Raw genomic sequence first — 20,935 nt, 5'->3', positions numbered from 1 at the left:
CATCAATGAGAGGAGTTCAACGTTGGCGATGAGGGAACACGGCCAGGTGGCGGCCAACGGCTGGCAATTCTGGATCGACCGCGGCGGAACCTTCACCGATGTCGTTGCACAGGCGCCGGATGGCCGCCTGGTGACGCGCAAGCTGCTGTCCGAGAATCCAGAGGCCTATGCCGATGCAGCGGTCCAGGGAATCCGGGACGTACTGGGCCTCGACGCCGGCCAACCCCTGCCTTCCGGCGCGATCTCGGCGGTCAAGATGGGCACTACGGTCGCAACCAATGCGCTGCTGGAGCGCAAGGGCGAACCGACACTGCTGGTGATCACGCGGGGATTCGGCGATGCACTGCGCATCGGGTACCAGGCCCGCCCTGACATTTTCGCCCGCAGGATCGAGTTGCCGGAACTGCTGTACAGCCGCGTGGAAGAGGTCAGCGAGCGGGTCGCCGCGGACGGTACGGTGCTGGAGCCGCCGGACCTGGCGGAGCTGAGGCCCAGGCTGCAGCGCGCGCTGGCCGATGGCCTGCACTGCGTCGCGGTCGTGTGCCTGCACGGGTATCGGTATCCGGCACACGAACGCGCGATCGCGGCCCTTGCCCGTTCGCTGGGGTTCCGCCAGGTGTCGGTGAGTCACGAGACGAGCCCGCTGATCAAGCTGGTGGGGCGCGGCGACACCACGACCGTGGATGCCTACCTGTCGCCGATCCTGCGGCGCTACGTGGACCGAGTGTCGTCGGCATTGGGGGAGGTGCGCCTGCAGTTCATGCAGTCCAGCGGGGGGTTGACCGATGCGCGGCTGTTCCAGGGGCGGGACGCGATCCTCTCGGGACCGGCCGGGGGCGTAATCGGTGCCCGCGAGGTCGCGCACCGGGCGGGATTCAAGCGGATCATCGCGTTCGACATGGGTGGAACCTCGACCGACGTCGCCCATTACGCCGGGGAACTCGATCGGGTCTACGAGACCCAGGTCGCCGGCGTACGGCTGCGCGCCCCGATGCTGGATATTCACACGGTCGCTGCGGGGGGTGGATCGATCTGCTGGTTCGACGGGCTGCGCCTGCGGGTCGGGCCGGAATCCGCCGGTGCGGATCCCGGGCCCGCAAGCTACCGTCGCGGTGGGCCGCTGACCGTCACCGACTGCAATGTGCTGCTCGGGCGGCTGCAGCCCGGTTATTTCCCGGCCGTGTTCGGGGCGCGCCAGGACGAGCCGCTGGACCGATCGCGGGTGCAGGCGCTGTTCGCCGAACTCGTCGCAGAGATCGCCGCCCGTGGTGGCCCCCGGCGCACTGCGGAGGAGGTAGCGGAGGCGTTTCTCGAAATCGCGGTTGCGCACATGGCCCAGGCGATCAAGAAGATCTCGGTTCAGCGCGGGCACGACGTTCAGCAATATGCGCTGGTGTGCTTCGGTGGCGCGGGGGGGCAGCACGCCTGCCAGGTGGCCGATGCCCTCGGAATGCGCGAAGTGCTGCTGCACCCGCTCGGCGGGGTATTGTCGGCCTGGGGCATGGGCATCGCCGAGGTGCGTGCGCTGCGTGAACAGAGCCTCGAGTATCCGCTGGCCGAGCTCGATGCCGGTGATCGTATCCAAGGCTGCATCGCGCAGCTGCGCGAGGCCGCGGTGGCGGAACTCGAGGCGCAGGCGCTGGGGCATGCCGGGATCACGGTAGTGACCACGGTGCAGATCCGCTACCAGGGCTCCGACACCGCGCTGGGTGTGCCGTTCGGAACGCCTTCCGAAATGCGCGCCGCGTTTCGACAGGGGCATCGCGAACGCTTCGGCTTTGTACTCGAGGACCGTCCGCTGGTCGCCGCCACCTGTGTGGTGGAGGCCGTGGCCGCGGCCCGCGGGTCGCAACCGGCCCTCGACGCCTCCCGCCCCGCAGCGGGCGATCCGCAGCCGGTGGCCCGGGTCGACGCCTGCTTCCGGGGCGTCACCGGCCCGGTGCCGCTGTTTCGGCGCGAATCGCTGCAGTGGGGGCAGACCCTGACCGGGCCGGCCATCGTGATCGAGGACACCGCGACGCTGATCGTCGATCCCGGCTGGCGAGCCGAGGTCCAGGCCGAGGGGGTGCTGGTGCTGTGCCGCAGCGAGTCGTCCCCACCGCGGCGCCGGGTGGGAACGGACTGTGATCCCGGGCAACTCGAAGTCTTCAACAGCCTGTTCATGTCGATCGCCGAGCAAATGGGCTACACGCTGCAGAACACCGCGCATTCGGTGAATATCAAGGAACGGCTGGATTTCTCCTGTGCGCTGTTCGACGCCGGCGGCGGGCTGGTCGCGAACGCGCCGCACATGCCGGTGCACCTGGGTTCGATGGGCACCAGCGTGCGCGCGGTGTTGGCACGATTCGGGCCCGAGATGACGCCGGGGGACGTCTATGTGCTGAACGACCCCTACCGGGGCGGAACCCACCTCCCCGACATCACGGTGGTGACGCCGGTGTTCTCGGACGACGGCCAGGAAATCCTGTTCCACGTCGCCTCACGCGGCCACCATGCCGACATCGGCGGCATGAGCCCGGGATCGATGCCGGCGTTTTCGCAATCGGTATACGAGGAAGGGGTGCTGATCGAACCGATGTGCCTGGTGCGCGGAGGCCGGTTCCGCACCGCCGAGATCCGGGAGCGGCTGGCGCGAGGCCCGTGGCCGGCGCGCGACCCGGAGCAGAACCTGACGGACCTGCAGGCCCAGGTTGCGGCCAATGCGCGCGGAGTCGAGGAACTGCGCCGGATGGTCGGCGAGTATGGCACCGCCACCGTTCGCGCCTATATGCGGCATGTACAGGAGAACGCCGCGCTGGCGGTCCGCAGGGTGATTCCCCGGCTGCGTCCGGGATCCTTCCGCTATGCGCTGGACAATGGCGCGGTCGTCTGCGTGCGGGTGGAGATCGACCGGGAACGGGAGCGTGTCCGGGTCGATTTCGGCGGAACCAGCGCGATCCGTGCGGACAATTTCAATGCCCCGTCGGCAGTGGCTCGCGCCGCAGTGCTGTATGTGTTCCGGACCCTGATCGACGACGAGATTCCGCTGAACGAGGGCTGCCTGGAGCCGATCGACATCGTGATGCCCGACGACTGCATGCTCGCGCCGCGCGCTCCGGCGGCCGTGGTGGCGGGCAACGTCGAGACCTCGCAGGTGATCACCGACGCTCTCTATGGCGCGCTCGGCGAGCTGGCGGCTGCCCAGGGCACCATGAACAACCTGACCTTCGGCAACCACCGGTACCAGTACTACGAAACGGTTTGTGGCGGTGCCGGCGCAGGTCCCGGCTTTCCCGGCGCCGATGCCGTACAGACGCATATGACCAACTCGCGCCTGACCGACCCGGAGGTGCTGGAGAGCCGCTTCCCGATCCGCGTCGAGGCGTTCGGGCTGAGGCGCGGCTCGGGCGGAGACGGCCGTGACCGGGGCGGCAACGGCGTGGTCCGGCGCCTGCGCTTTCTCGAGGAGATGGAATTCGTGGTGCTGGCGAACCGCCGTCGGGTGCCCCCGTTCGGGCTGGCTGGAGGCGCGCCCGGCGCAACCGGCAGCACCCGGATCGAACGCGCGAACGGGGCGGTCGAGGTGCTGGATTCCTGCGACCGGCGCCAGGTCGGGGCCGGGGATTGCGTCGTCCTCGAGACGCCCGGCGGGGGTGGATACGGAAGGCCCGAACGGCCATGAGTTGGTGGCCCGTGAATCTGCTGCCGCTACGCCGCAGGCGGCCAGACCCGCAGGGGGCGGCGGGTTCGAGCGAGTCGGCGTCGGAGGTGCAGCGCGCGCATTGGCTGGACCAGGCCGTGTTTCTGCTCATCGGGGCGGTGATGCTGGCGGTTGGCGGTTTCTGGGCGGACCACTGGTGGGCCAAGGGTGTGGATTCCGACCTGCAGCGCCAGCTGCTCGCCAAGGCCGTGGCCATCGCTCGAACCGTGAATCCGGAACGGGTGGCGATGCTGGCGTTCGACGCATCCGACGCCGGCACCGCGCCCTACGAGCGCATTCGGCAGCAACTGATTGCGTATCACGAGGTCTCCGGGGTGCGCGGCATCTACACGATCGCCTTGCGCGACGGTCAGCCGTTGTTCGGCCCCGAGTCCTACGCTGCCACCGACCCACAGTACTCGCCTCCGGGAACGCCGTATCTGGAGCCTCCCGACGAGGTGGCCCGCGTGTTTGCCGAGGGACGTGGGTACACGACCGGGCCCTATGCCGACGAGTTCGGGAGCTTCGTCACGGCATTGGTTCCGGTCACGGACCCGGCCAGCGGCGAGGTATTGATCGCAGTCGGGATCGATATCGAGGCCGAGGACTGGTTGGAAGAGGTTTACCGGGCCCGGGCCATGGTCTGGGTCGCCGTGTTCGCTCTGCTGGCCATCGTGCTGGGTGGCTGGAGTGTCGTCCTGAGCCGCGACCGCGTGTCGTCGGGGCAGCGCTGGGGGCTGCACAATGTCGAGGTCTGGCTGGCCGTGGTGTTCGGACTGGCGTTGACGCTGATCGCGTCGCTGACCTTGCATGCGGTCGAGGCGCGCGCCCAGCACGCGCAGTTCACGCTGCTCGGAGAAGCCAAGGCGGTTCGCGTGATCCAGGAATTCCACACGTTGCGGGATCACCAGTTTCAGGCGCTGGCAGATGCGCTGGAACAGATGGAAACCATGGATGCGCAGAGCTTCCGCATGCTTTCGCGTGCGCTGCTGTCGAAGCTTCACGTGGTTGGGGCTGGCTGGGGGCCCCGGATTTCCCGCGACGAGTTGCCGGCCTTCGAGGCGACGGTCCGGGAACAGCAGGGCGGGGATTTCCAGGTGTTCGAAACCGACGCCGACGGCCGGCCCCAACCCCTCTCGATGCGGGATACGCATTTCCCGCTGCGCTGGGTCGAACCGGACCGGTTCCACTCCCTGATCGGGTTCGACCTGGCGTCCGAGCCCGCGCGCGAGCAGGGGATCACGCTGTTGCGGCATACCGGGCTCCCCAGCGCCACGTCGGTGGTGCCCACCGCCGACGCCGGCGACGACGTGGTGTTCGCCTACGCGCCGGTGCCGCGGCCGGCGCAAGACGATCTGGTACGGGGGGGCGACGCCAATTTCGCGACCCGCGGGATCGTGATCATGGCGATGCGTGTGGAGGAGCTATTGCGTTCGATGGTCACGCAGGAACGTATGGCCCATGCGCCGGTGGTTATCGAGCTCTACCAGCTCGAGCCCGGCAGCCGTCCCCTGTATTTGGCCTCGTCGTCGTCCCGGTTGGAGCCCATGAGCGAGCCGCTGCAGGGTGGCTGGCCCGGGAGCGACCGGTTCGCGCTCACGCAACCGCTGTTCGTGTTCGGTCGGGCGTATGCGCTGCAGGTCCGCGCCACTCCCGAATACCGTGCCGCGAATCCGCCGCGTATCGGCTGGTCGACGGCACTGCTCGGCGCGCTCCTGACGCTGCTTGCCGCCACGCTGGTGCAGTTCCTGATCCACCGGCGGGCGCGGCTGGAGGCCCAGGTGATGGCACGTACGGCGGAACTGAGTCAGAGCGAGAGCCGTTACCGGCAGGTCGTCGACAATATTCGGGAAATCGCGTTCCAGATCGACAACGACGGTCGGATTGTCTTTCTGAACACAGCCTGGGAAGTGGTCACCGGGTTTCCGGTGGCGGAAAGCCTTGGCACCCGCCTGCTCGATTACGTGCAAGAGGAGGACCGGGACGGCTTGCAGGCAATGCTCGACGGGCTGGTGGTGGCGCAAGGCGAGCACAGCCACGGCCAGTTTCGATGGCAGAGTCGGGATGGCCGCTACCGCTGGCTCGAGATTACTGCCCGAGCCGGGTGGGACGCCGAGGATTGTCTGGCCGGTGTGTTCGGGACACTGGAGGACGTGACCGAGCGTCGCCACCGCGAGGAAGCGATTCGGGCGCTGGCGTTCCACGACGCGCTGACCGGCCTGCCGAACCGCCGCCTGCTGCTGGACCGCCTGCAGCAGGCGCTGGTTTCCAGCCGGCGCAACCGTTGCCACGGAGCTTTGATGTTCATCGATCTGGACCGATTCAAGGATCTGAACGACACCTTCGGACACGAACAGGGCGATCTGTTGCTGAAGGAGGTCGCGCAACGCCTGCGTGTTCAAGTCCGCCAGAGTGACACCGTTGCGCGCTTCGGCGGCGACGAATTCGTGGTGATCGTGGCGCCGCTCAGCCGGGATGGCGGCGAGGCCGGTGTGCAGGCGCGGCAAATCGCGGAAAAGCTTCGATCCGCGCTGTCCGCGCCGGTGACACTCAATGGCCAGCCCTATTGCGTGACGCCGAGCATCGGGGTGCAGATGTTCGCGGGCGTCGACGTCACGGTTCCCGAGCTGCTGCGCGAGGCCGACGAAGCGATGTACGCAGCCAAGGCGGCAGGCCGCGACCGGGTCGTCATGCGCCCGGTTGCTGCCGCTGCCGCAAACTGAACGTCCTTTCGGGCAACGGTGCAGCGTAGCCTTCGACCTGGAGGGCTACAGGGGAGGGCGTGGCGCCAAAAGGGTGTGCCGGTGTCGCCACCGGTGGGTCCGCGATCGCCGGGAACCCGCCGGGGCCCGGGTGGGTCCATGCTGAGACGATTCCAGGAGGCGGCATGCGCGAGACGATCGACCACCCGGGGCGGCTGTGATGACGGCGGCTGACGGCTGGAGCCTGTTCTTCTGGGGGCTGCTGGCGTCGCTGGCATTGATGACCCTGGTCTGGGCATTTAGCGTACCCCGGCGGGATGCGAGTCTCGTCGACCGTTTCTGGGGGCTTGGGTTCATATGGGTCGCGCTGCTTTGGTGGTGGCTGGCCGGTAGGCCATTGAACGCCTGGGTGATGCTGGTGCCGGTGATTCTGTGGGGCGTGCGCCTGTCGGCGCACATCACCTGGCGCAACTGGGGACACGGCGAGGACGCCCGATACACCGAGATGCGCGCGGGTCGGTCCGACCCTGCGTTCGCGCGGCGCAGCCTGGTCACGATCTTCTGGCTGCAGGCGTCGCTGCTCGCGGTGATTGCGCTCCCGATACTGGCGAGCGTCCTGGGCGATTCTCTGTTCTGGCCGCTGGTCTGGCTGGGCTGGGCGGTCTGGCTGTTCGGATTCGTCTACGAGAGTGTGGCCGACTGGCAGCTGGCCTGGTTCAAACGGGATGCAGGCAACCGGGGGCAGGTAATGGACCGGGGCCTGTGGCGATTCAGTCGGCATCCGAATTACTTTGGCGAAGTCGTGGTCTGGCTGGGCTTTGGCCTGATCGGACTCGCGTTCGGCGGTTGGTGGGCTCTCCCTGGCGTGGCGTTGATGGTCTTTCTGATCCTGCGCGTCTCTGGCGTGGCACTGCTCGATCGCCGCCTCGCCGAAACCCGCCCCGGGTACCGGGAGTATGCGCGCCAGACCAACGCCTTGATCCCGGGGCCCGTGCGCCGCTGATCCAGCGACGGAACACGGTTTCTGCGATCGTAGTCGCGGTTTCGAGCGGGAACGGGGGTGCCCGCATGCGGGCATGGCGTATGCTGCGAGCGCCGGGAAAGGCTACAATGCGCCGATGTTCGATTTCCCCGATTTCCAGGAACGGTTCTCCCCGGTGAAAGATGGCCCGGCCAGGTGAAGCAATGAGCGCAGGGGCCGGCAGCGTGCACGCGATCGAGCTGAAGGGGCGCATGATGCTGGTGTCGGTCCTGCGACTGCACACCGCCGATCGCGAGGCCCTTGAAGCGGCGCTTGGCGAGCGCATGGCCGAGGCACCCGATCTGATGCACGACATGCCGGTCGTGGTCGACCTCGCGGCGCTCGCAGCGCTGCCGGTTGCGGATCTGCTGGTGGTACTGGAACAAATCCGGCGGCAGGGATTCAAACTGATCGGCCTGCAGCAGAGCGCAGCGGTGCCCGAGGGATTGGCGGCAGCGAGTGGGCTGCCATTGCTGGTGCTGGGCGGGCGTGCTGCGCCCGAGCCGGTTGCCCGGAGTCGCCCGGCGGCGGAACCCCGGCCGGAGGCTCCGCAACCGGTGGCGGCGCCAGCGGTGCACACGCCCACCCGTGTGGTTACGCAGCACGTGCGCTCCGGGCAGCAGATTTACGCGCGCGGCGGGGATTTGATCATCACCGGTGCCGTGTCGGCCGGGGCCGAGATTTTGGCGGATGGGCATATCCACATTTACGGCACCCTTCGGGGGCGGGCGCTTGCGGGTGTGCGCGGGCTTGCGTCGGCCACCATCTTCTGCCGCCGGCTGGATGCGGAACTGGTGTCGATCGCCGGGCACTACCGCATCGCGGAAGACATTCTCGACAGCGAGCGCGGCGAGAACCGGCTGGTGACGCTGTCGGGCGAAACGATCGACATCGCAGAAATCTAGACGGTTCGAACCCGTCTCGTGGTTAAGGAGATGCAGGCTTTATGGCACGCGTTGTAGTGATTACCTCGGGCAAGGGAGGGGTGGGCAAGACCACCACCTCGGCGGCGCTGGCGACCGGTCTGGCCCTGGAGGGTCACAAGACTGCCGTCGTCGACTTCGACGTCGGCCTGCGCAATCTCGACCTGGTAATGGGGTGCGAGCGCCGGGTCGTGTACGACTTCGTCAACGTGATCAACGGCGATGCGAATCTGCGCCAGGCGCTGATCAAGGACAAGCGCACCGACAACCTGTTCATCCTCCCGGCTTCGCAGACGCGGGACAAGGAAGCGCTGACGCCCGAAGGCGTCGAACGGGTATTGACCGAGCTGGCGCAGGAATTCGACTTCGTGATCTGCGACAGCCCCGCCGGGATCGAACGTGGCGCGCTGATGGCCGCGTACTATGCCGACGAGGCGGTCGTGGTCACCAACCCCGAGGTCTCGAGCGTGCGCGACTCCGACCGCATGCTGGGAATCCTGTCCAGCAAGACGCGCCGGGCCGAGCAGGGCGAGGGTGCGATTCCGGCGCGTCTGCTGCTGACACGCTACTCGCCGGAACGCGTGCTGAAGGGCGAGATGCTGAGCATCGAAGACGTACAGGACATTCTGTCGATCGACATGCTCGGCGTGATCCCCGAGTCGCAGGCGGTCCTGAATGCCTCGAACTCCGGCGTGCCGGTGGTCATGGACGACGTTTCGGACGCGGGCCAAGCCTACCTTGACGCAGTGGCGCGTTTCCTGGGCGAGGACCGCCCGTACCGCTTCATCACCATGCAAAAGAAGGGCTTCTTCGGACGCCTGTTCGGGGGTTGAACGGCATGGGCATTTTCGATTACTTCCGCTCGCCGAAACCGAAATCCGCATCGGTCGCGAAGGAACGGCTGCAGATCATCGTGGCCCGGGAGCGCGCGCACCGCTCGGGCCCCGACTACCTGCCGGCACTGCACCGCGAGATCCTCTCGGTCATCCGCAAGTACGTGCATGTGGACGACGAGGCGGTGCAAATGAACCTCGAGCGCGAAGGCGACTGCGAGATCCTCGAACTGAACATCACCCTGCCCGACAAGGGCTGACCGCCGTTCGGCCGTGCCCGTTGCGCGCTCCGGGCGCAGCACGCTGCGCTGCCGCATACCCGCGATGGACCGCCGGCATGCCGGCTCTGCGGGCGACGGGACAGTCGGCGCCGTAGCGAGGCTCGTTACCGGCGCAGGAAGCGCAGCCAGGCCCAGATGTTCAGCAGGCTCATCAGCGATTGCGCGACATAGGTATAGGCGGCGGCCTTCAGGATGCGCTGCGCGTGCGGGTAGTCGGTTTCATAGAGGTACCCGCCGTCGCGCAGGATGGGGAGGGCGCGGTTGAAGCTGGCGTCGAGTTCCGTGGGCAGCGTCACCAGGTGCACGATCGCGGCCAGCCCCATCGACAGCAGGCCGGCGAGCAGGAACATTGCGCCTGGCGCGGGGTGCCGGGTCAGAATCGTGATCACCGGGATCGCGAGCATCAGAAACGCACCCAGCCGCTGGCCGCTGGCCGCCCAGCGCACCAGCTCGCCGCGCAGCCGCAGCGGCGCATAGCCCTCCGCGTGCTGGATCGCGTGGCCCACCTCGTGTGCGGCTACCGTTACCGCGGTCAGCGAGCGGCCGTGGTAGTTCCCGGAGGTCAGGCGCACCGCGCGGTCCTCCGGGTCGTAGTGGTCGCCACTTTCGGTCACCTCGACCGCGACCTGGTGCAGACCGCGTTGGTTCAGCAGGTGGCGGGCCAGCTCGCCGCCGCTGCCCTGGTAGCGCTCCTCCGGCTGGCTGTATTTGGCAAGGGTACGGCGCACCCACCAGCCTGGCCCGTAGGTCGCAAGGATCAGCAGAGGCACCAGAATGATCAGCAGCCGAAGCATGGCTGCGATGGTAGCCGATGGCCATGGCGGCTGCCGTTTCCCGCTCTGCCCGTCGGGGCGTCGCGGCCGCGGTGCGGGTCGTGCCCGGCGGTCCGATTTTGAGCACAGCGGGGCTGCGAGCCCCACGATCGTGCTGTCGCTCCGTTACCGCCCTCACGACCCATGAGCGGGAACGGCCGCATCGACCCGTATCGGATCGAGCCAGCCAGGGCCGAGCTGATGCATTTGCTGTTCGATCCACTGGCGGCGCCGCGCGACGGACTCCGAAGGGGAGGTCGGTGACCAATTGCGCGGGCTGGGCAGGATCGCGGCCAGCGCGGCGGCCTGTTCTCGGCTCAGCGACCGCGCCGGAATGCCGTAGTGATAACCGGCGGCGGCCTCGATGCCATAGACTCCAGGGCCCCACTCGGCAAGGTTGAGGTATACCTCGAGGATCCGCGCCTTGGGCCACAGGGCCTCGATGGCCAGCGTGAATCCGGCCTCGACGGTCTTGCGCAGAAAGCTGCGGCCATGCCAGAGAAACAGGTTCTTCGCGACCTGCTGGCTGATGGTGCTGGCCCCGCGCAGCGACCCGCCGTCCAGTCGCTGCTCCACTGCCTGTCGGATCGATACCCAGTCGAAACCCCGGTGTTGCGGGAAGCGCTGGTCCTCGGCGGCGACCACGGCCAGCGGCAGGTGAGCCGGTAGCGTTTCCAGCGGCTGCCAGGTGGTGCGCAGCGTCGGAACGGTCCCCGGGGCGCCCTGACTGAGCATGTACATCGAATAGGGCGGATCGACCCAGCGCAACAGCAGCACGATCAGCGCGGTCAACAGGAGCAGGAACGCGAACAACGCGACGAGTGCGCGGGCCAGCCGCCGGCGCAGGCTGGGACGCCTTCGCGTGCGCGGGCTTCTGCGGGTCCGCTTCTGCGACCGGTAGCGCTTCATGCGGCCATTCTGCCAGATCCGCGTCCTGTTCCTGGCGGCGCGCAGGCAGGTTCGGCGGTTGCGCCTGACCGCGGTTCTCGAGGGTGAACTAACGCGCGCCGATCCGGACTGAATCCACAGCGGTGGCGACCGTTACCTCGAGGGCCGATCATGCCGAGCACGGATCCGATATCTGCACCCAGCGTAGACCCCGAAGAGGTGGCCCGGTATCAGCGGCTCGCCGCGAACTGGTGGGATCCACAGGGTCCGTTCTGGCCGCTGCACGTGCTCAATCGCGTGCGCAGCGGATGGATCGTCGAGCAGCTGGCGCGCGAACTCGAGCGTGATGCCTCGGCCGCGGAGCCGCTACGCGGCCTGCGCATGCTTGACGTGGGTTGTGGCGGCGGCATCCTGTCCGAGAGCATGGCCCGCCACGGGGCCGAGGTGCTGGGAATCGACGTGGCGCCGCGCAATATCGCCATCGCCCGCGATCATGCCGAGGCGCAGGGGCTGTCGATCCGCTACCGTCCGATCGCCCTCGAGCACCTCGACGAGAACGGATTCGATGTGGTGTTGAATCTGGAGGTGATCGAACACGTGGTCGACCCGCAGGCCTTTCTGCGCGAGTGCCTGTCTCGGGTGCGTCCGGAGGGGTTCTTGGTGCTCGCTACGTTGAATCGTACCCTGGCGTCTTTCGTGGCCGGTATCATAGGCGCCGAGTACCTGTTCCGCCTGTTGCCGCGCGGAACCCACCAGTGGCGCCGATTCGTGCGCCCGAAAGAATTGACCGATCCGCTGCAGGCCGCGGGTTGCCGGATCGTCGCGCGTTCCGGAGTCGGGGTGAACCCGCTTACCCGGCGCATGCGCCTGATCCGCTACGAAGGCGTGAACTACATGCTGATGGCGCGGCTTCCTGCCGTGTCCTGAGCCACCGATTTCCCGATTCTGGAGTACACCATGGATTTTCTTCCCTACGAATTCACTACGCCTGGCGGCGACGCGATTTCGTTCGAGTTTCGACTGCACCCCGAGACGGGATCCGCGACCCGCGTGCACCAGCTGCTGGACCGGATCCTGCACACGCTGAACCACGAGATCGCACTGTTGGGTGAGACCCGCAACGGGGATCTGCTGCAGGCGCTGGCGATGGCGATGGCCGTGCGCACAGAGATGATTCCGGCCGACCCCGAACTGACGCGCCGGCTCGCGCTCGAGGTCATGGAACAGGCGCTGCGGTCGCTTCAGCACGCACGCCATCAGGAGATGCCAGTCGGCCACGCCTGACCAGCGCCTGTGCGGGTTCGGTGCGGCTGCAAACGCTTCGGTCCCGGCTGCGCAAACCCCTGCATTCGCTGGCGTTTCAACCTTCGAGAAAGGCGCGGCGGGCGAGCAACGCCGCACCGTGGGCCGCTTCCTCCTGCGCGGCGCTGCGTACTGGTACCCCGGTCACGCATGCACGCAGCGCGGTCCATTGGGGGTTCGCGGCGCCGCCCCCGACCGTGACGATCCTCGCTACCGGTGCGGTGCCCAGCCGGGTCAGATGCGCGTAGCCGGCGGCCTCGATCCGTGCGATGCCTTCCAGCAGGCCGTGCAGGAATCGCGCGTCGTCGGCCGGGCGGGGGCTCAGTTCCGGAATCCGCCCGGGGTCGTTCGCCGGAAACCGCTCGCCGGGGCGGGGCAGCGGGTAGTACCTGAGCCCGGAATCCTGGTGCGGGTCGATCGCAAGACTCAATTCGGCGATCTGCGCCGGGGTGAAGTGCACCGCCAGCGCCGCGCCACCGGTGTTCGATGCGCCGCCGGCGAGCCAGCGGCCCAGCACGCGATGGCTGTAGACGCCGGTGTCGGGGTCGAACACCGGCTGGGCCGACCACTGTTTCAGCACCAGCGTGCTGCCCAGACTGGTGATGCCCGTGTGCAGGTCGTCGACCCCGGTGGCCAGAAAGCCGGCGATGCTGTCGGTGGTGCCCGCGACGATCCGGCTCAGCGGATGCAGCCCGGTGCTCCGGGCCACGGCCCGATCGATGCGGCCGACGACGGTGCCGGCAGGCACGATTCGGGGCAGCAGGCCGGCGACAGGTCCCAGTTCGGCCAGCCACCAGTCGGGCCAGCGATCCTCGGCTGCGTCGTATCCGAGCTTCAGCGCGTTGTTCGCATCGCCGCGGTCGTATCGGCCGAGCAGACCGCCGCTGATCCATTCCGCCTGGTGCAACACCCGCGCCGCTTCGCGCGGCAGCCCCTGGTCGCGCAGCCAGAGCAGTTTCGCAGCCGAGGAGGCAGCGCCGTGGGCCGCGCTCTCGCGCGGGGCCAGGGCGGCCAGCCGCGCGGCTTGCGCCCGCGCCCGCGCGTCGTGGTAGAGCAGCGCCGGCCCCAGCGGCTGGCCGTCGCGGTCGACCGCCAGCAGCGTACCCGAGGTGCCGTCCACCGCGATCGCCACAGGGCCGGCGGGCAGCCGCGCGCCCAACTGGCCGAGCAGGCCCCGTACCGCGTCCCACCAGGCCCCGGGATCGCGGCCGCTGCGCTCGGCGTCGCTCCAGTTGCGGCGCAGCGAGGTCACGGGGCGGCCGGCCGCATCCAGCGCCACCGCGCGCACGCCGGAGGTGCCTAGATCCAGACCGACGAAATGTCCCGGAACCGCGTTCATCCGGGTCGGCGCCGTGCGGTGTTCAGCGCGGAATCGGCTGCGGGAGTTCGACCGCAGCCGCGGGCGTCCAGCCCGGAGCGCGATGTTCGGCCACGACCTGGGTGAAGATCCCCCCGCGCACGTTGAAATCCGCGGTCAGGCGCATGAACCGGGGGTCGATCGCGGCGACGAGGTCGTCCAGAATGCGGTTGGTGACCGCCTCGTGATAGGCCCCCTCGTTGCGGTAGGACCAGATGTACAGCTTCAGCGATTTCAGTTCGACGCAGGTCAGGTCCGGAACGTATTCCAGGTGCAGCTCGGCGAAATCCGGCTGGCCCGTCGCCGGGCACAGGCAGGTGAATTCCGGGATGCGCATGTGGATGGTGTAATCGCGGGCGGGCTGTGGGTTCGGGAAGGTGTCCAGGGTCTTGCTGGGTGCACTGGGCATCGGGGATCCTTGGGCTCGAGAGTTCTCGGCAGCCGGGTCAAACCGGGGCCGAACCATGTAAGATTCTACCTCTTGTCCCCATCGGACCCTACCCACCCGTGCGACTCGCCCGCATAAAACTGGCCGGATTCAAGTCTTTCGTGGATCCCACCACACTGATGCTGCCCGGCAACCGCGTCGGCATCGTGGGGCCGAACGGCTGTGGCAAGTCCAACACCATCGATGCGGTGCGCTGGGTGATGGGCGAGTCCTCGGCCAAGCATCTGCGCGGGGACTCGAGCGAGGACGTGATCTTCAACGGATCGGCTTCGCGCAAACCCGTGGGGCAGGCCAGTATCGAGCTGTTCTTCGACAACAGCGAAGGCCGGCTGGGCGGGGAGTACAGCGGTTTTGGCGAGATCTCGGTCCGGCGGGCATTGTCCCGCGACGGTCAGTCGAAGTACTACCTGAACGGCCAGCGCGCGCGCAAGCGCGACGTCACCGATCTCTTTCTCGGGACCGGCCTGGGGCCGCGCAGCTACGCGATCATCGAGCAGGGCATGATCTCGCGGCTGATCGAGGCGCGCCCCGAGGAACTGCGCGTCTATCTCGAGGAAGCGGCCGGTATCTCCAAGTACAAGGAGCGCCGGCGCGAGACCGAGAATCGGATCCGGCACACTCGCGAGAACCTCGAGCGGCTCGACGATGTCCGCGAGGAGGTCGATCGCCAGGCCGGCAAGCTGACCCGCCAGGCCGAGATCGCCGAGAAGTACCAGGAACTGGCCGCGCAGCGGCGCCAGCGCCGGGCCGAGCTTCTGCTGTTGCGTCTGCGGGCGCTGGAACAGCGGATGGAGACCGAGCGCCTGCAACTGGTGGCAGCGGAGACGGCGCTGGCCGGTCTGCAGGCCCGCGCGCAGCAGAAGGAAACCGAGAGCGAAGCACTGCGCCTGCGCCGGGTGGAACTCGAGCAGGCGCAGCAGGCGGCGCAGGCCGGCTTCTACGACGTGTCGGCGGACGTCTCCCGGCTCGAACAGTCGATCCGCCACGCCGAGGCCGAACTCGAGCGCGAGGCGCGCGAACAGGCGCAGCTGGAGGCCCGGGTCCAGGCGTCGGCGCAGTCCGCGGAAGAGGCCCGAAGCCGCGTCCAGGAGGCCGAGGCGGCGATCGAGGCGCACGACCTGGACTGCGAGGCGGCCGTCGCGGCGCAGGAACTCGCCGAGAAGGCGTCGGAGACCGCCGAACAGGCGCTGCAGGCGGCACGCGAGGAACGCTCGCAGTGGCACCGGGCGATGGCTGAGCCGCAGCAGGCGGCACAGGTGGCGCGTACCCGGATGGACCACGCCGATCAACTGCTGCAGCGGGCGCGCCTGCGGCACGAACGCCTGCGCGAGGAACGCGAGCGGCTGCCCTCCGCCGAAGGCAGCGCCGACCTCGAACAGGCCGAAGGCGAGCTGGCCGTCGCGGCGCAGGGGTACGAACAGTTGCAGGAGCGCCGCGCCGCGCTCCGCGACGCGCTATCGGAACGGCGCTCCGAACTGCAGGCGGAACAGGAGCGGTTCCACGATTCCGAGCGCAGGGCGCGGGAAATCGCCGGGCAGCTGGCGTCGCTGAAGATCCTCCCGGGGCTGGATCGGGACGAAGACCGCGCGGCCTTCGCCCGCTGGGCACAGGAGCACGGAATCGATCCCGGGCGCCGGGTCGCAGCGCAGATCGACGTCGATCCCGGTTGGGAGGCGGCGGTCGAGGTCGTGCTGGGACAATGGTTCGAGGCCGTGTTCGCATCGCTGGCCGAACTGCCGCCGGCGCTCCCTGAAGCAGCGTTCCGGGCGTTGGATCCGGGTGTCGGCGCCGCGTCGTTTCCCGACGACTCGCTCGCGGCCCGTGTCCGTGCCCCTGACGCGCTGCGTGCGCTGCTGGCCACGGTGCAATGCGCCGCAACGCTGGACCAGGCGCGGGCGCGGCTCGCTGCGGGGGGGGCTGCGGGAACGAGCGTCGTGACCCCGGACGGCAGCTGGATCGGTCCGGGCTGGCTTTGTCATCGCACGGTCGATCGGCAGGTCGAGGGCGTGATCGAGCGGCTGCGGCTGGAGCGCAGCCTCGAGCAGGAAGCGGCGCAATTGCGGGCGCAGGGCGAGGCTTTCAGCGCGCGCCTGGACGAACTCCGGGAGGTGCTGCACGGCCTCGAGGGCGATCTCGAACAGACCGAGTCGGGGCTGCGCGAGAGCCAGCGCGAAACCAGCCGTCTCGACGCACAGCTGCAGCGCCTGCGCGAGCGGGCCCGGCAGGCGGACGAGCGGCGCCGGCGCCTCGACCAGGAGATCGCGGAACTCGAGGACGAGATCGAACGCGCGTCGGAGCAGCGCGACGAGGCGCTGGCGGAACGCAACGAGGCGTTGTCCCGCCTGGAGGGGCTCGATCGCGACCGGGAGCGGCTGGAACAACAGGTGGCCGAGGCCGAGCGCCGCCAGCGGGAGGCCCGGACCGCGGCGCAGCAGGCGCGGGACCGTGCGTCCGCGATGCGCCTGGCGGTGCAGGAGGCCCGGCACCGCGTGGCCATCGAGCAGGGGCAAGTCGAACGTCTCGAACAGCAGCGCGCGCAGGATCGCGAGCGGCTGGCCCAGCTGCAGGATGCGCGCATCGGGCGCCTGGCGCCGCTGGACGGATGGCGCAACGATCTGCAGCAGCGCCTCGAACAGCGCCAGGAATCGGAACGGGCGCTTGCCGATGCGCGCGCGGACCTCGATGCCTGCGACGCCGAACTGCGGCAACTGGCCGCGGATCTCCGCGAACTCGCCGGACAAGTGGAACAGGGGCGGGCGGGCTGCGAGGAGCGCAGGCTGCAGCTGCGCGAGTTGGCCGTGCAGCAGGAACAGCTGGCGGGCCAGTTCGGCGAAAGCGGATTCGAGGTGGAGGCACTGGGCGCGGATCTGCCGGAGGATGCGGCAATCCCGGCCTGGGAAGAGACGGTCGCGATCCTGGACCGGAAGATCGAACGCCTGGGTCCGATCAACCTCGCCGCGATCGAGGAGGCGCGCAGCCTGGTCGAACGCAGCCGCTATCTCAGGGAGCAGCACGACGACCTGATCACCGCGCTCGAAACGCTCGAGGGCGCGATGCAGAAGATCGACCGCGAAACCCGGGCGCTGTTCCGGCAGACCTACGAACAGGTCAACGAGGGGCTGGGGCACAAGTTCCGGCGCCTGTTCGGAGGCGGCGAGGCGCGGCTCGAACTCACCGGCGACGACCTCCTCGACACCGGCGTGGCGATCATGGCCCGGCCGCCGGGAAAGCGGCTTTCGACCATCCACCTGATGTCGGGAGGCGAAAAGGCGCTGACCGCGGCCGCGCTGGTGTTCGCGATCTTCGAACTCAACCCGGCGCCGTTTTGCATGCTCGACGAAGTGGATGCCCCGCTGGATGAGGCCAATGTCGGTCGATTCTGTGCGCTCTTGCAGGATATGTCGGAGCGGATCCAGTTTATCTTCATCACGCACAACAAGACGACGATGGCCATGGCGGAGCAGCTGATCGGCGTCACCATGCATGAACCGGGCGTGTCGCGCCTGGTCAGCGTGGATATCGATGCCGCGGTGGAACTGGCCGAGGCCTGAAGGACACGAGAGGTCTTCCTGGTGGATTGGTTGCGGATCAGTTTGTTGATTATTGGAGTGGGCCTGGTCGCGGGGATCTGGATCGCGCATCGGCTGCGCACGCGCGGGCTGCGGGCGAGCTCCGGTGGCGGCGACGACGATGACTGGGGCGATGAAGGGGCCGTGCACATCCGGGCCCATCGCAACGGGCACGAGATCGAGCCCACGCTGGGCGGCAGCGGCGAGGACTTCGAACGCCTGCTGGAAAGCGAGCCTGGCGATCGGCCATCGCGGCCCGCGGCACTGGGGGTCGAGCCCGAGCCATGGCCGGACGCGGCCGGGAATGGTCCGGCATCCGCTGTGCCGGACCGCGCTGCTCCGGAGCGCGACCTGCCGCCGCCACCTGAAACCACCGGCTCGGAGCCGCCACGGGCGCAGCTGGAACCGGACCCGGCGGCTGCCACGCCCGGGGCATCGTTGCTGGCGGGATTGCGACGGCGGTTGAGCGCGCTGGGCGGCCTGCAGGAGGCGGGTGCTCCGCCGGCTCAGGCCGAGGAAGAACGCGCCGCGGGCACGCCCGAGCGGCGCTGGGCATCGCCCCACGACGACGTCTCGGAACCGCGGGTAGTCGGCCGCAATCCGCTGGCCCGGGGGCAGCATCGGGAAAAAATCCTGGTGCTGCACGTCGTCGCTCCCCGCAACCGTCCGTTCACCGGGGTCGCGCTCGGTGCCGCGCTTCGCCGTGCCGGCCTGGCGCTCGGCGAGATGGCGATCTATCACTACCGTGACGACGAGGCCTCGGCGGGCGGTGCGCCGTTGTTCAGCGTCGCCAACATGGTCGCTCCGGGAACGCTGACCGACGACGACATCGCGAACATGATGACGCCCGGCATCACGCTGTTCCTGCAGCTGCATGCCTGCGAGCACCCGCATCGCGCCTTCGAGGCGCTGCTGGAGACCAGCCACGTGCTTGCGCGTGACCTCGGTGGCAGCATTCTGGATGCACAGCAGTCGACCGCGACCAACCAGACCCTCGCGCACATGCGCGAGGACATGAACCAGTGGCTGCTGCGGCATCGCCCCGACCTGCTGCGGCGCAAGGCCGACCGGTGACGTCCCTCACGGACGCCGCGCCCGCCCGCCGGGCCGCGGAATTGCGTGAACGGATCGCGCATCATGATTGGCGCTATTACGTGCTGGACGACCCGGAGGTCAGCGACGCCGAGTACGACCAGCTGTTCCGGGAGCTCCAGCGGCTCGAGGCCGAACATCCGGAACTGGTGGTGCCGGAGTCGCCGACCCAGCGGGTCAGCGGAGCGCTCACCGGCGGGTTTACAGCGGTGCGGCATCGCCTGCCGATGCTGTCGCTGAACAACGCGTTCTCCGAAGACGAAATCCGGTCGTTCGACCGGCGCGTCCGCGAGCGCCTCGACGCGGATGCCGCGGTCGATTACATGGCCGAGCCCAAGCTCGACGGGCTCGCGATCAGCCTGCTCTATCGGGACGGTCGCCTGGTGCGGGCGGCCACGCGCGGCGATGGCGAGACCGGCGAGGACGTGACCGGGAACGTGCGCACCGTGCGCGCGATTCCGCTGGCGTTGTCGGGATCGCAGTGGCCGGACGAGTTCGAGGTGCGTGGCGAGGTGTTCATGCGCCGCCGGGATTTCGAACGCCTGAACCAACGCCTGCAGGACGCCGGCGAACGTGGCTTCATGAATCCGCGCAATGCCGCGGCCGGAAGCCTGCGCCAACTCGATCCGGCGGTGACCGCAAGCCGGCCGCTGAGCTTCTTCGCCTATGGTCCGGGTGCGGTGGGCGACTACCCGCTGCCGGAGACGCAATCCGCCGTGCTCGACTGGTTCGGTTCGCTCGGGATCCCGGTGTGCCCCGAGCGGGCCCGGGTCTCGGGGGTCGACGCCGCGCTCGCGTACTACCGGGAGCTGGCGCAGCGCCGCGCGGCACTGCCCTACGACATCGACGGCGTGGTGTTCAAGGTCGATGCGCGGGAGGCGCAGCAGCGCATCGGGTTCGTGGCCCGCGCACCGCGCTGGGCGATTGCGTACAAGTTCCCGGCCGAGGAGCGCACTACCCGGCTGGTCGCGGTGGATTTCCAGGTCGGGCGCACGGGGGCCCTGACCCCGGTGGCGCGGCTGGAGCCGGTGCTGGTCGGCGGGGTGATGGTCAGCAATGCCACGCTGCACAACATGGACGAGGTTGCACGCAAGGACGTTCGCATCGGCGACCGCGTGGTGGTCCGCCGGGCCGGCGACGTGATCCCGGAGGTGGTCGGGCGCGCGGGCGGCGAGCGCGACCCGCAGACGCAGGCGATCGAACTGCCCGCTGCCTGCCCCGAGTGCGGCTCTCGGGTGGAGCAGGAAGACGGCAAGGCGGTGGCGCGCTGCACCGGCGGTCTGGTCTGTCCGGCGCAGCGGCGCGAGGCGCTTCGCCACTTCGTCTCGCGCAAGGCGCTGGACATCGAGGGCTTCGGGGAACGGCTGATCGAGCAGCTGGTTGCGTCGGGTACGGTGGCCAACCCGGCCGAGCTGTTCGCGCTCGATGCCGGGCAACTCGAGGTCTTCGAGCGTATCGGGCCGAAATCGGCGCAGAATCTCGAGCGGGCGCTGCAACAGGCCCGGGAAACGACCCTGGCCCGGTTCGTCTACGCGCTCGGGATCCGCGAGGTCGGCGAGGTGACTGCGCGTGCGCTGGCCGCGCATTTCGGCGCACTGGAACCGCTGATGCAGGCCTCGGTGGAGGAATTGGAATCGATCCGCGATGTCGGTCCGGTCGTCGCGCGGCATGTCGCGAGCTTTTTCGCGGAGCCCCACAACTGCGAGGTGATCGCCGCCCTGCGCGCTGCCGGCGTGCACTGGTCCGAGTCCGAGCCGGCGGATACGGGCGTACGGCCGCTCGAGGGGCATACCTACGTGTTGACCGGAAGCCTCGAGGAGATGACGCGCGAGCAGGCGAGCGAGCGCCTGCAGGCGTTGGGCGCGAAGGTCACCGGCAACGTCTCACGGCAGACGACCGCGGTGATCGCCGGCGCCAGTCCGGGATCCAAGCGGGCGCGCGCCGAGGCCCTGGGCGTTCCGGTGCTGGACGAGGCCGCGCTTCGAGAGTTGATCGGCTGACACCCTCCGGGGCGTCGGCCAGCGCGGC

15 protein-coding genes are annotated in these 20,935 nt (G+C 68.7%); 11 read left to right on the top strand and 4 right to left on the bottom strand.

Going from position 1 to position 20,935, the window contains the following annotated elements:
• Positions 1-28: 28 nt before the first annotated feature.
• The 6 genes from THITH_RS09345 to minE all read left to right on the top strand — a co-directional run bounded on the left by THITH_RS09345 (position 29) and on the right by minE (position 9,418).
• On the top strand, positions 29-3,661 hold the full coding sequence (locus THITH_RS09345; protein ID WP_156925507.1) for a hydantoinase B/oxoprolinase family protein: 3,633 nt from the start codon (positions 29-31) through the stop codon (positions 3,659-3,661).
• A complete protein-coding gene (locus THITH_RS09340; protein WP_006747321.1) occupies positions 3,658-6,402 on the top strand; it encodes a sensor domain-containing diguanylate cyclase in 2,745 nt (914 codons plus the stop codon). Before THITH_RS09345 ends, THITH_RS09340 begins: the two co-directional genes overlap by 4 nt.
• Before the next feature lie 199 nt (positions 6,403-6,601).
• Entirely contained in the window at positions 6,602-7,384 is a 783-nt protein-coding gene (locus tag THITH_RS09335; RefSeq protein ID WP_006747322.1) for a DUF1295 domain-containing protein, read from the top strand.
• Between the two features lie 182 nt (positions 7,385-7,566).
• A complete protein-coding gene (minC, locus tag THITH_RS09330; protein WP_006747323.1) occupies positions 7,567-8,307 on the top strand; it encodes a septum site-determining protein MinC in 741 nt (246 codons plus the stop codon).
• Positions 8,308-8,348: 41 nt separating this feature from the next.
• Positions 8,349-9,158 carry a septum site-determining protein MinD gene (gene minD / locus THITH_RS09325; RefSeq protein ID WP_006747324.1) on the top strand — a complete coding sequence of 270 codons (810 nt, stop codon included), beginning with the start codon at positions 8,349-8,351 and terminating at the stop codon, positions 9,156-9,158.
• Positions 9,159-9,163: 5 nt separating this feature from the next.
• Positions 9,164-9,418, top strand: a complete 255-nt coding sequence (gene minE / locus THITH_RS09320; protein WP_006747325.1) for a cell division topological specificity factor MinE — start codon at positions 9,164-9,166, stop codon at positions 9,416-9,418.
• A gap of 125 nt (positions 9,419-9,543) precedes the next feature.
• On the opposite strand, the gene THITH_RS09315 is transcribed toward minE, so the two are convergent.
• Entirely contained in the window at positions 9,544-10,233 is a 690-nt protein-coding gene (locus THITH_RS09315) for a zinc metallopeptidase (RefSeq protein WP_006747326.1), read from the bottom strand.
• A gap of 153 nt (positions 10,234-10,386) precedes the next feature.
• Positions 10,387-11,160 (bottom strand): monofunctional biosynthetic peptidoglycan transglycosylase, encoded by a 774-nt coding sequence (gene mtgA, locus THITH_RS09310; RefSeq protein ID WP_006747327.1) that lies wholly within the window; start codon positions 11,158-11,160, stop codon positions 10,387-10,389.
• A 150-nt stretch (positions 11,161-11,310) separates the two neighbouring features.
• Here mtgA and ubiG point away from each other — a divergent pair, with 150 nt between their 5' ends.
• Both ubiG and THITH_RS09300 read left to right on the top strand, forming a co-directional pair.
• Positions 11,311-12,066 carry a bifunctional 2-polyprenyl-6-hydroxyphenol methylase/3-demethylubiquinol 3-O-methyltransferase UbiG gene (gene ubiG, locus THITH_RS09305; protein ID WP_006747328.1) on the top strand — a complete coding sequence of 252 codons (756 nt, stop codon included), beginning with the start codon at positions 11,311-11,313 and terminating at the stop codon, positions 12,064-12,066.
• Between the two features lie 30 nt (positions 12,067-12,096).
• The gene (locus tag THITH_RS09300) at positions 12,097-12,423 is read left to right on the top strand and encodes a hypothetical protein (protein ID WP_006747329.1); all 327 of its coding nucleotides are present in this window, start codon (positions 12,097-12,099) and stop codon (positions 12,421-12,423) included.
• A 76-nt stretch (positions 12,424-12,499) separates the two neighbouring features.
• Here THITH_RS09300 and THITH_RS09295 read toward each other — a convergent pair whose 3' ends face one another.
• Positions 12,500-13,780 carry an FGGY-family carbohydrate kinase gene (locus THITH_RS09295; RefSeq protein ID WP_006747330.1) on the bottom strand — a complete coding sequence of 427 codons (1,281 nt, stop codon included), beginning with the start codon at positions 13,778-13,780 and terminating at the stop codon, positions 12,500-12,502.
• Between the two features lie 22 nt (positions 13,781-13,802).
• Positions 13,803-14,207: a preQ(1) synthase gene (gene queF, locus THITH_RS09290; protein WP_006747331.1), complete on the bottom strand. Its 405-nt coding sequence runs from the start codon at positions 14,205-14,207 to the stop codon at positions 13,803-13,805.
• Between the two features lie 98 nt (positions 14,208-14,305).
• On the opposite strand from queF, the gene smc reads away from it, so the two are divergent.
• Genes smc through ligA form a run of 3 tightly spaced genes read left to right on the top strand, consistent with a single transcriptional unit; the run spans position 14,306 to position 20,907 of the window.
• On the top strand, positions 14,306-17,797 hold the full coding sequence (gene smc / locus THITH_RS09285) for a chromosome segregation protein SMC (protein WP_006747332.1): 3,492 nt from the start codon (positions 14,306-14,308) through the stop codon (positions 17,795-17,797).
• Positions 17,798-17,842: 45 nt separating this feature from the next.
• Complete coding sequence (gene zipA / locus THITH_RS09280; RefSeq protein ID WP_408645264.1) at positions 17,843-18,889, top strand: cell division protein ZipA; 1,047 nt, start codon at positions 17,843-17,845, stop codon at positions 18,887-18,889.
• On the top strand, positions 18,886-20,907 hold the full coding sequence (gene ligA, locus THITH_RS09275) for an NAD-dependent DNA ligase LigA (protein ID WP_006747334.1): 2,022 nt from the start codon (positions 18,886-18,888) through the stop codon (positions 20,905-20,907). Before zipA ends, ligA begins: the two co-directional genes overlap by 4 nt.
• Positions 20,908-20,935: the final 28 nt, after the last annotated feature.

This window comes from Thioalkalivibrio paradoxus ARh 1, from assembly GCF_000227685.2.
Lineage (GTDB): Bacteria > Pseudomonadota > Gammaproteobacteria > Ectothiorhodospirales > Ectothiorhodospiraceae > Thioalkalivibrio > Thioalkalivibrio paradoxus.
The sequence above is the reverse complement of the archived record's forward strand: the minus strand, read 5'-3'. Positions and strand labels throughout refer to the sequence as shown.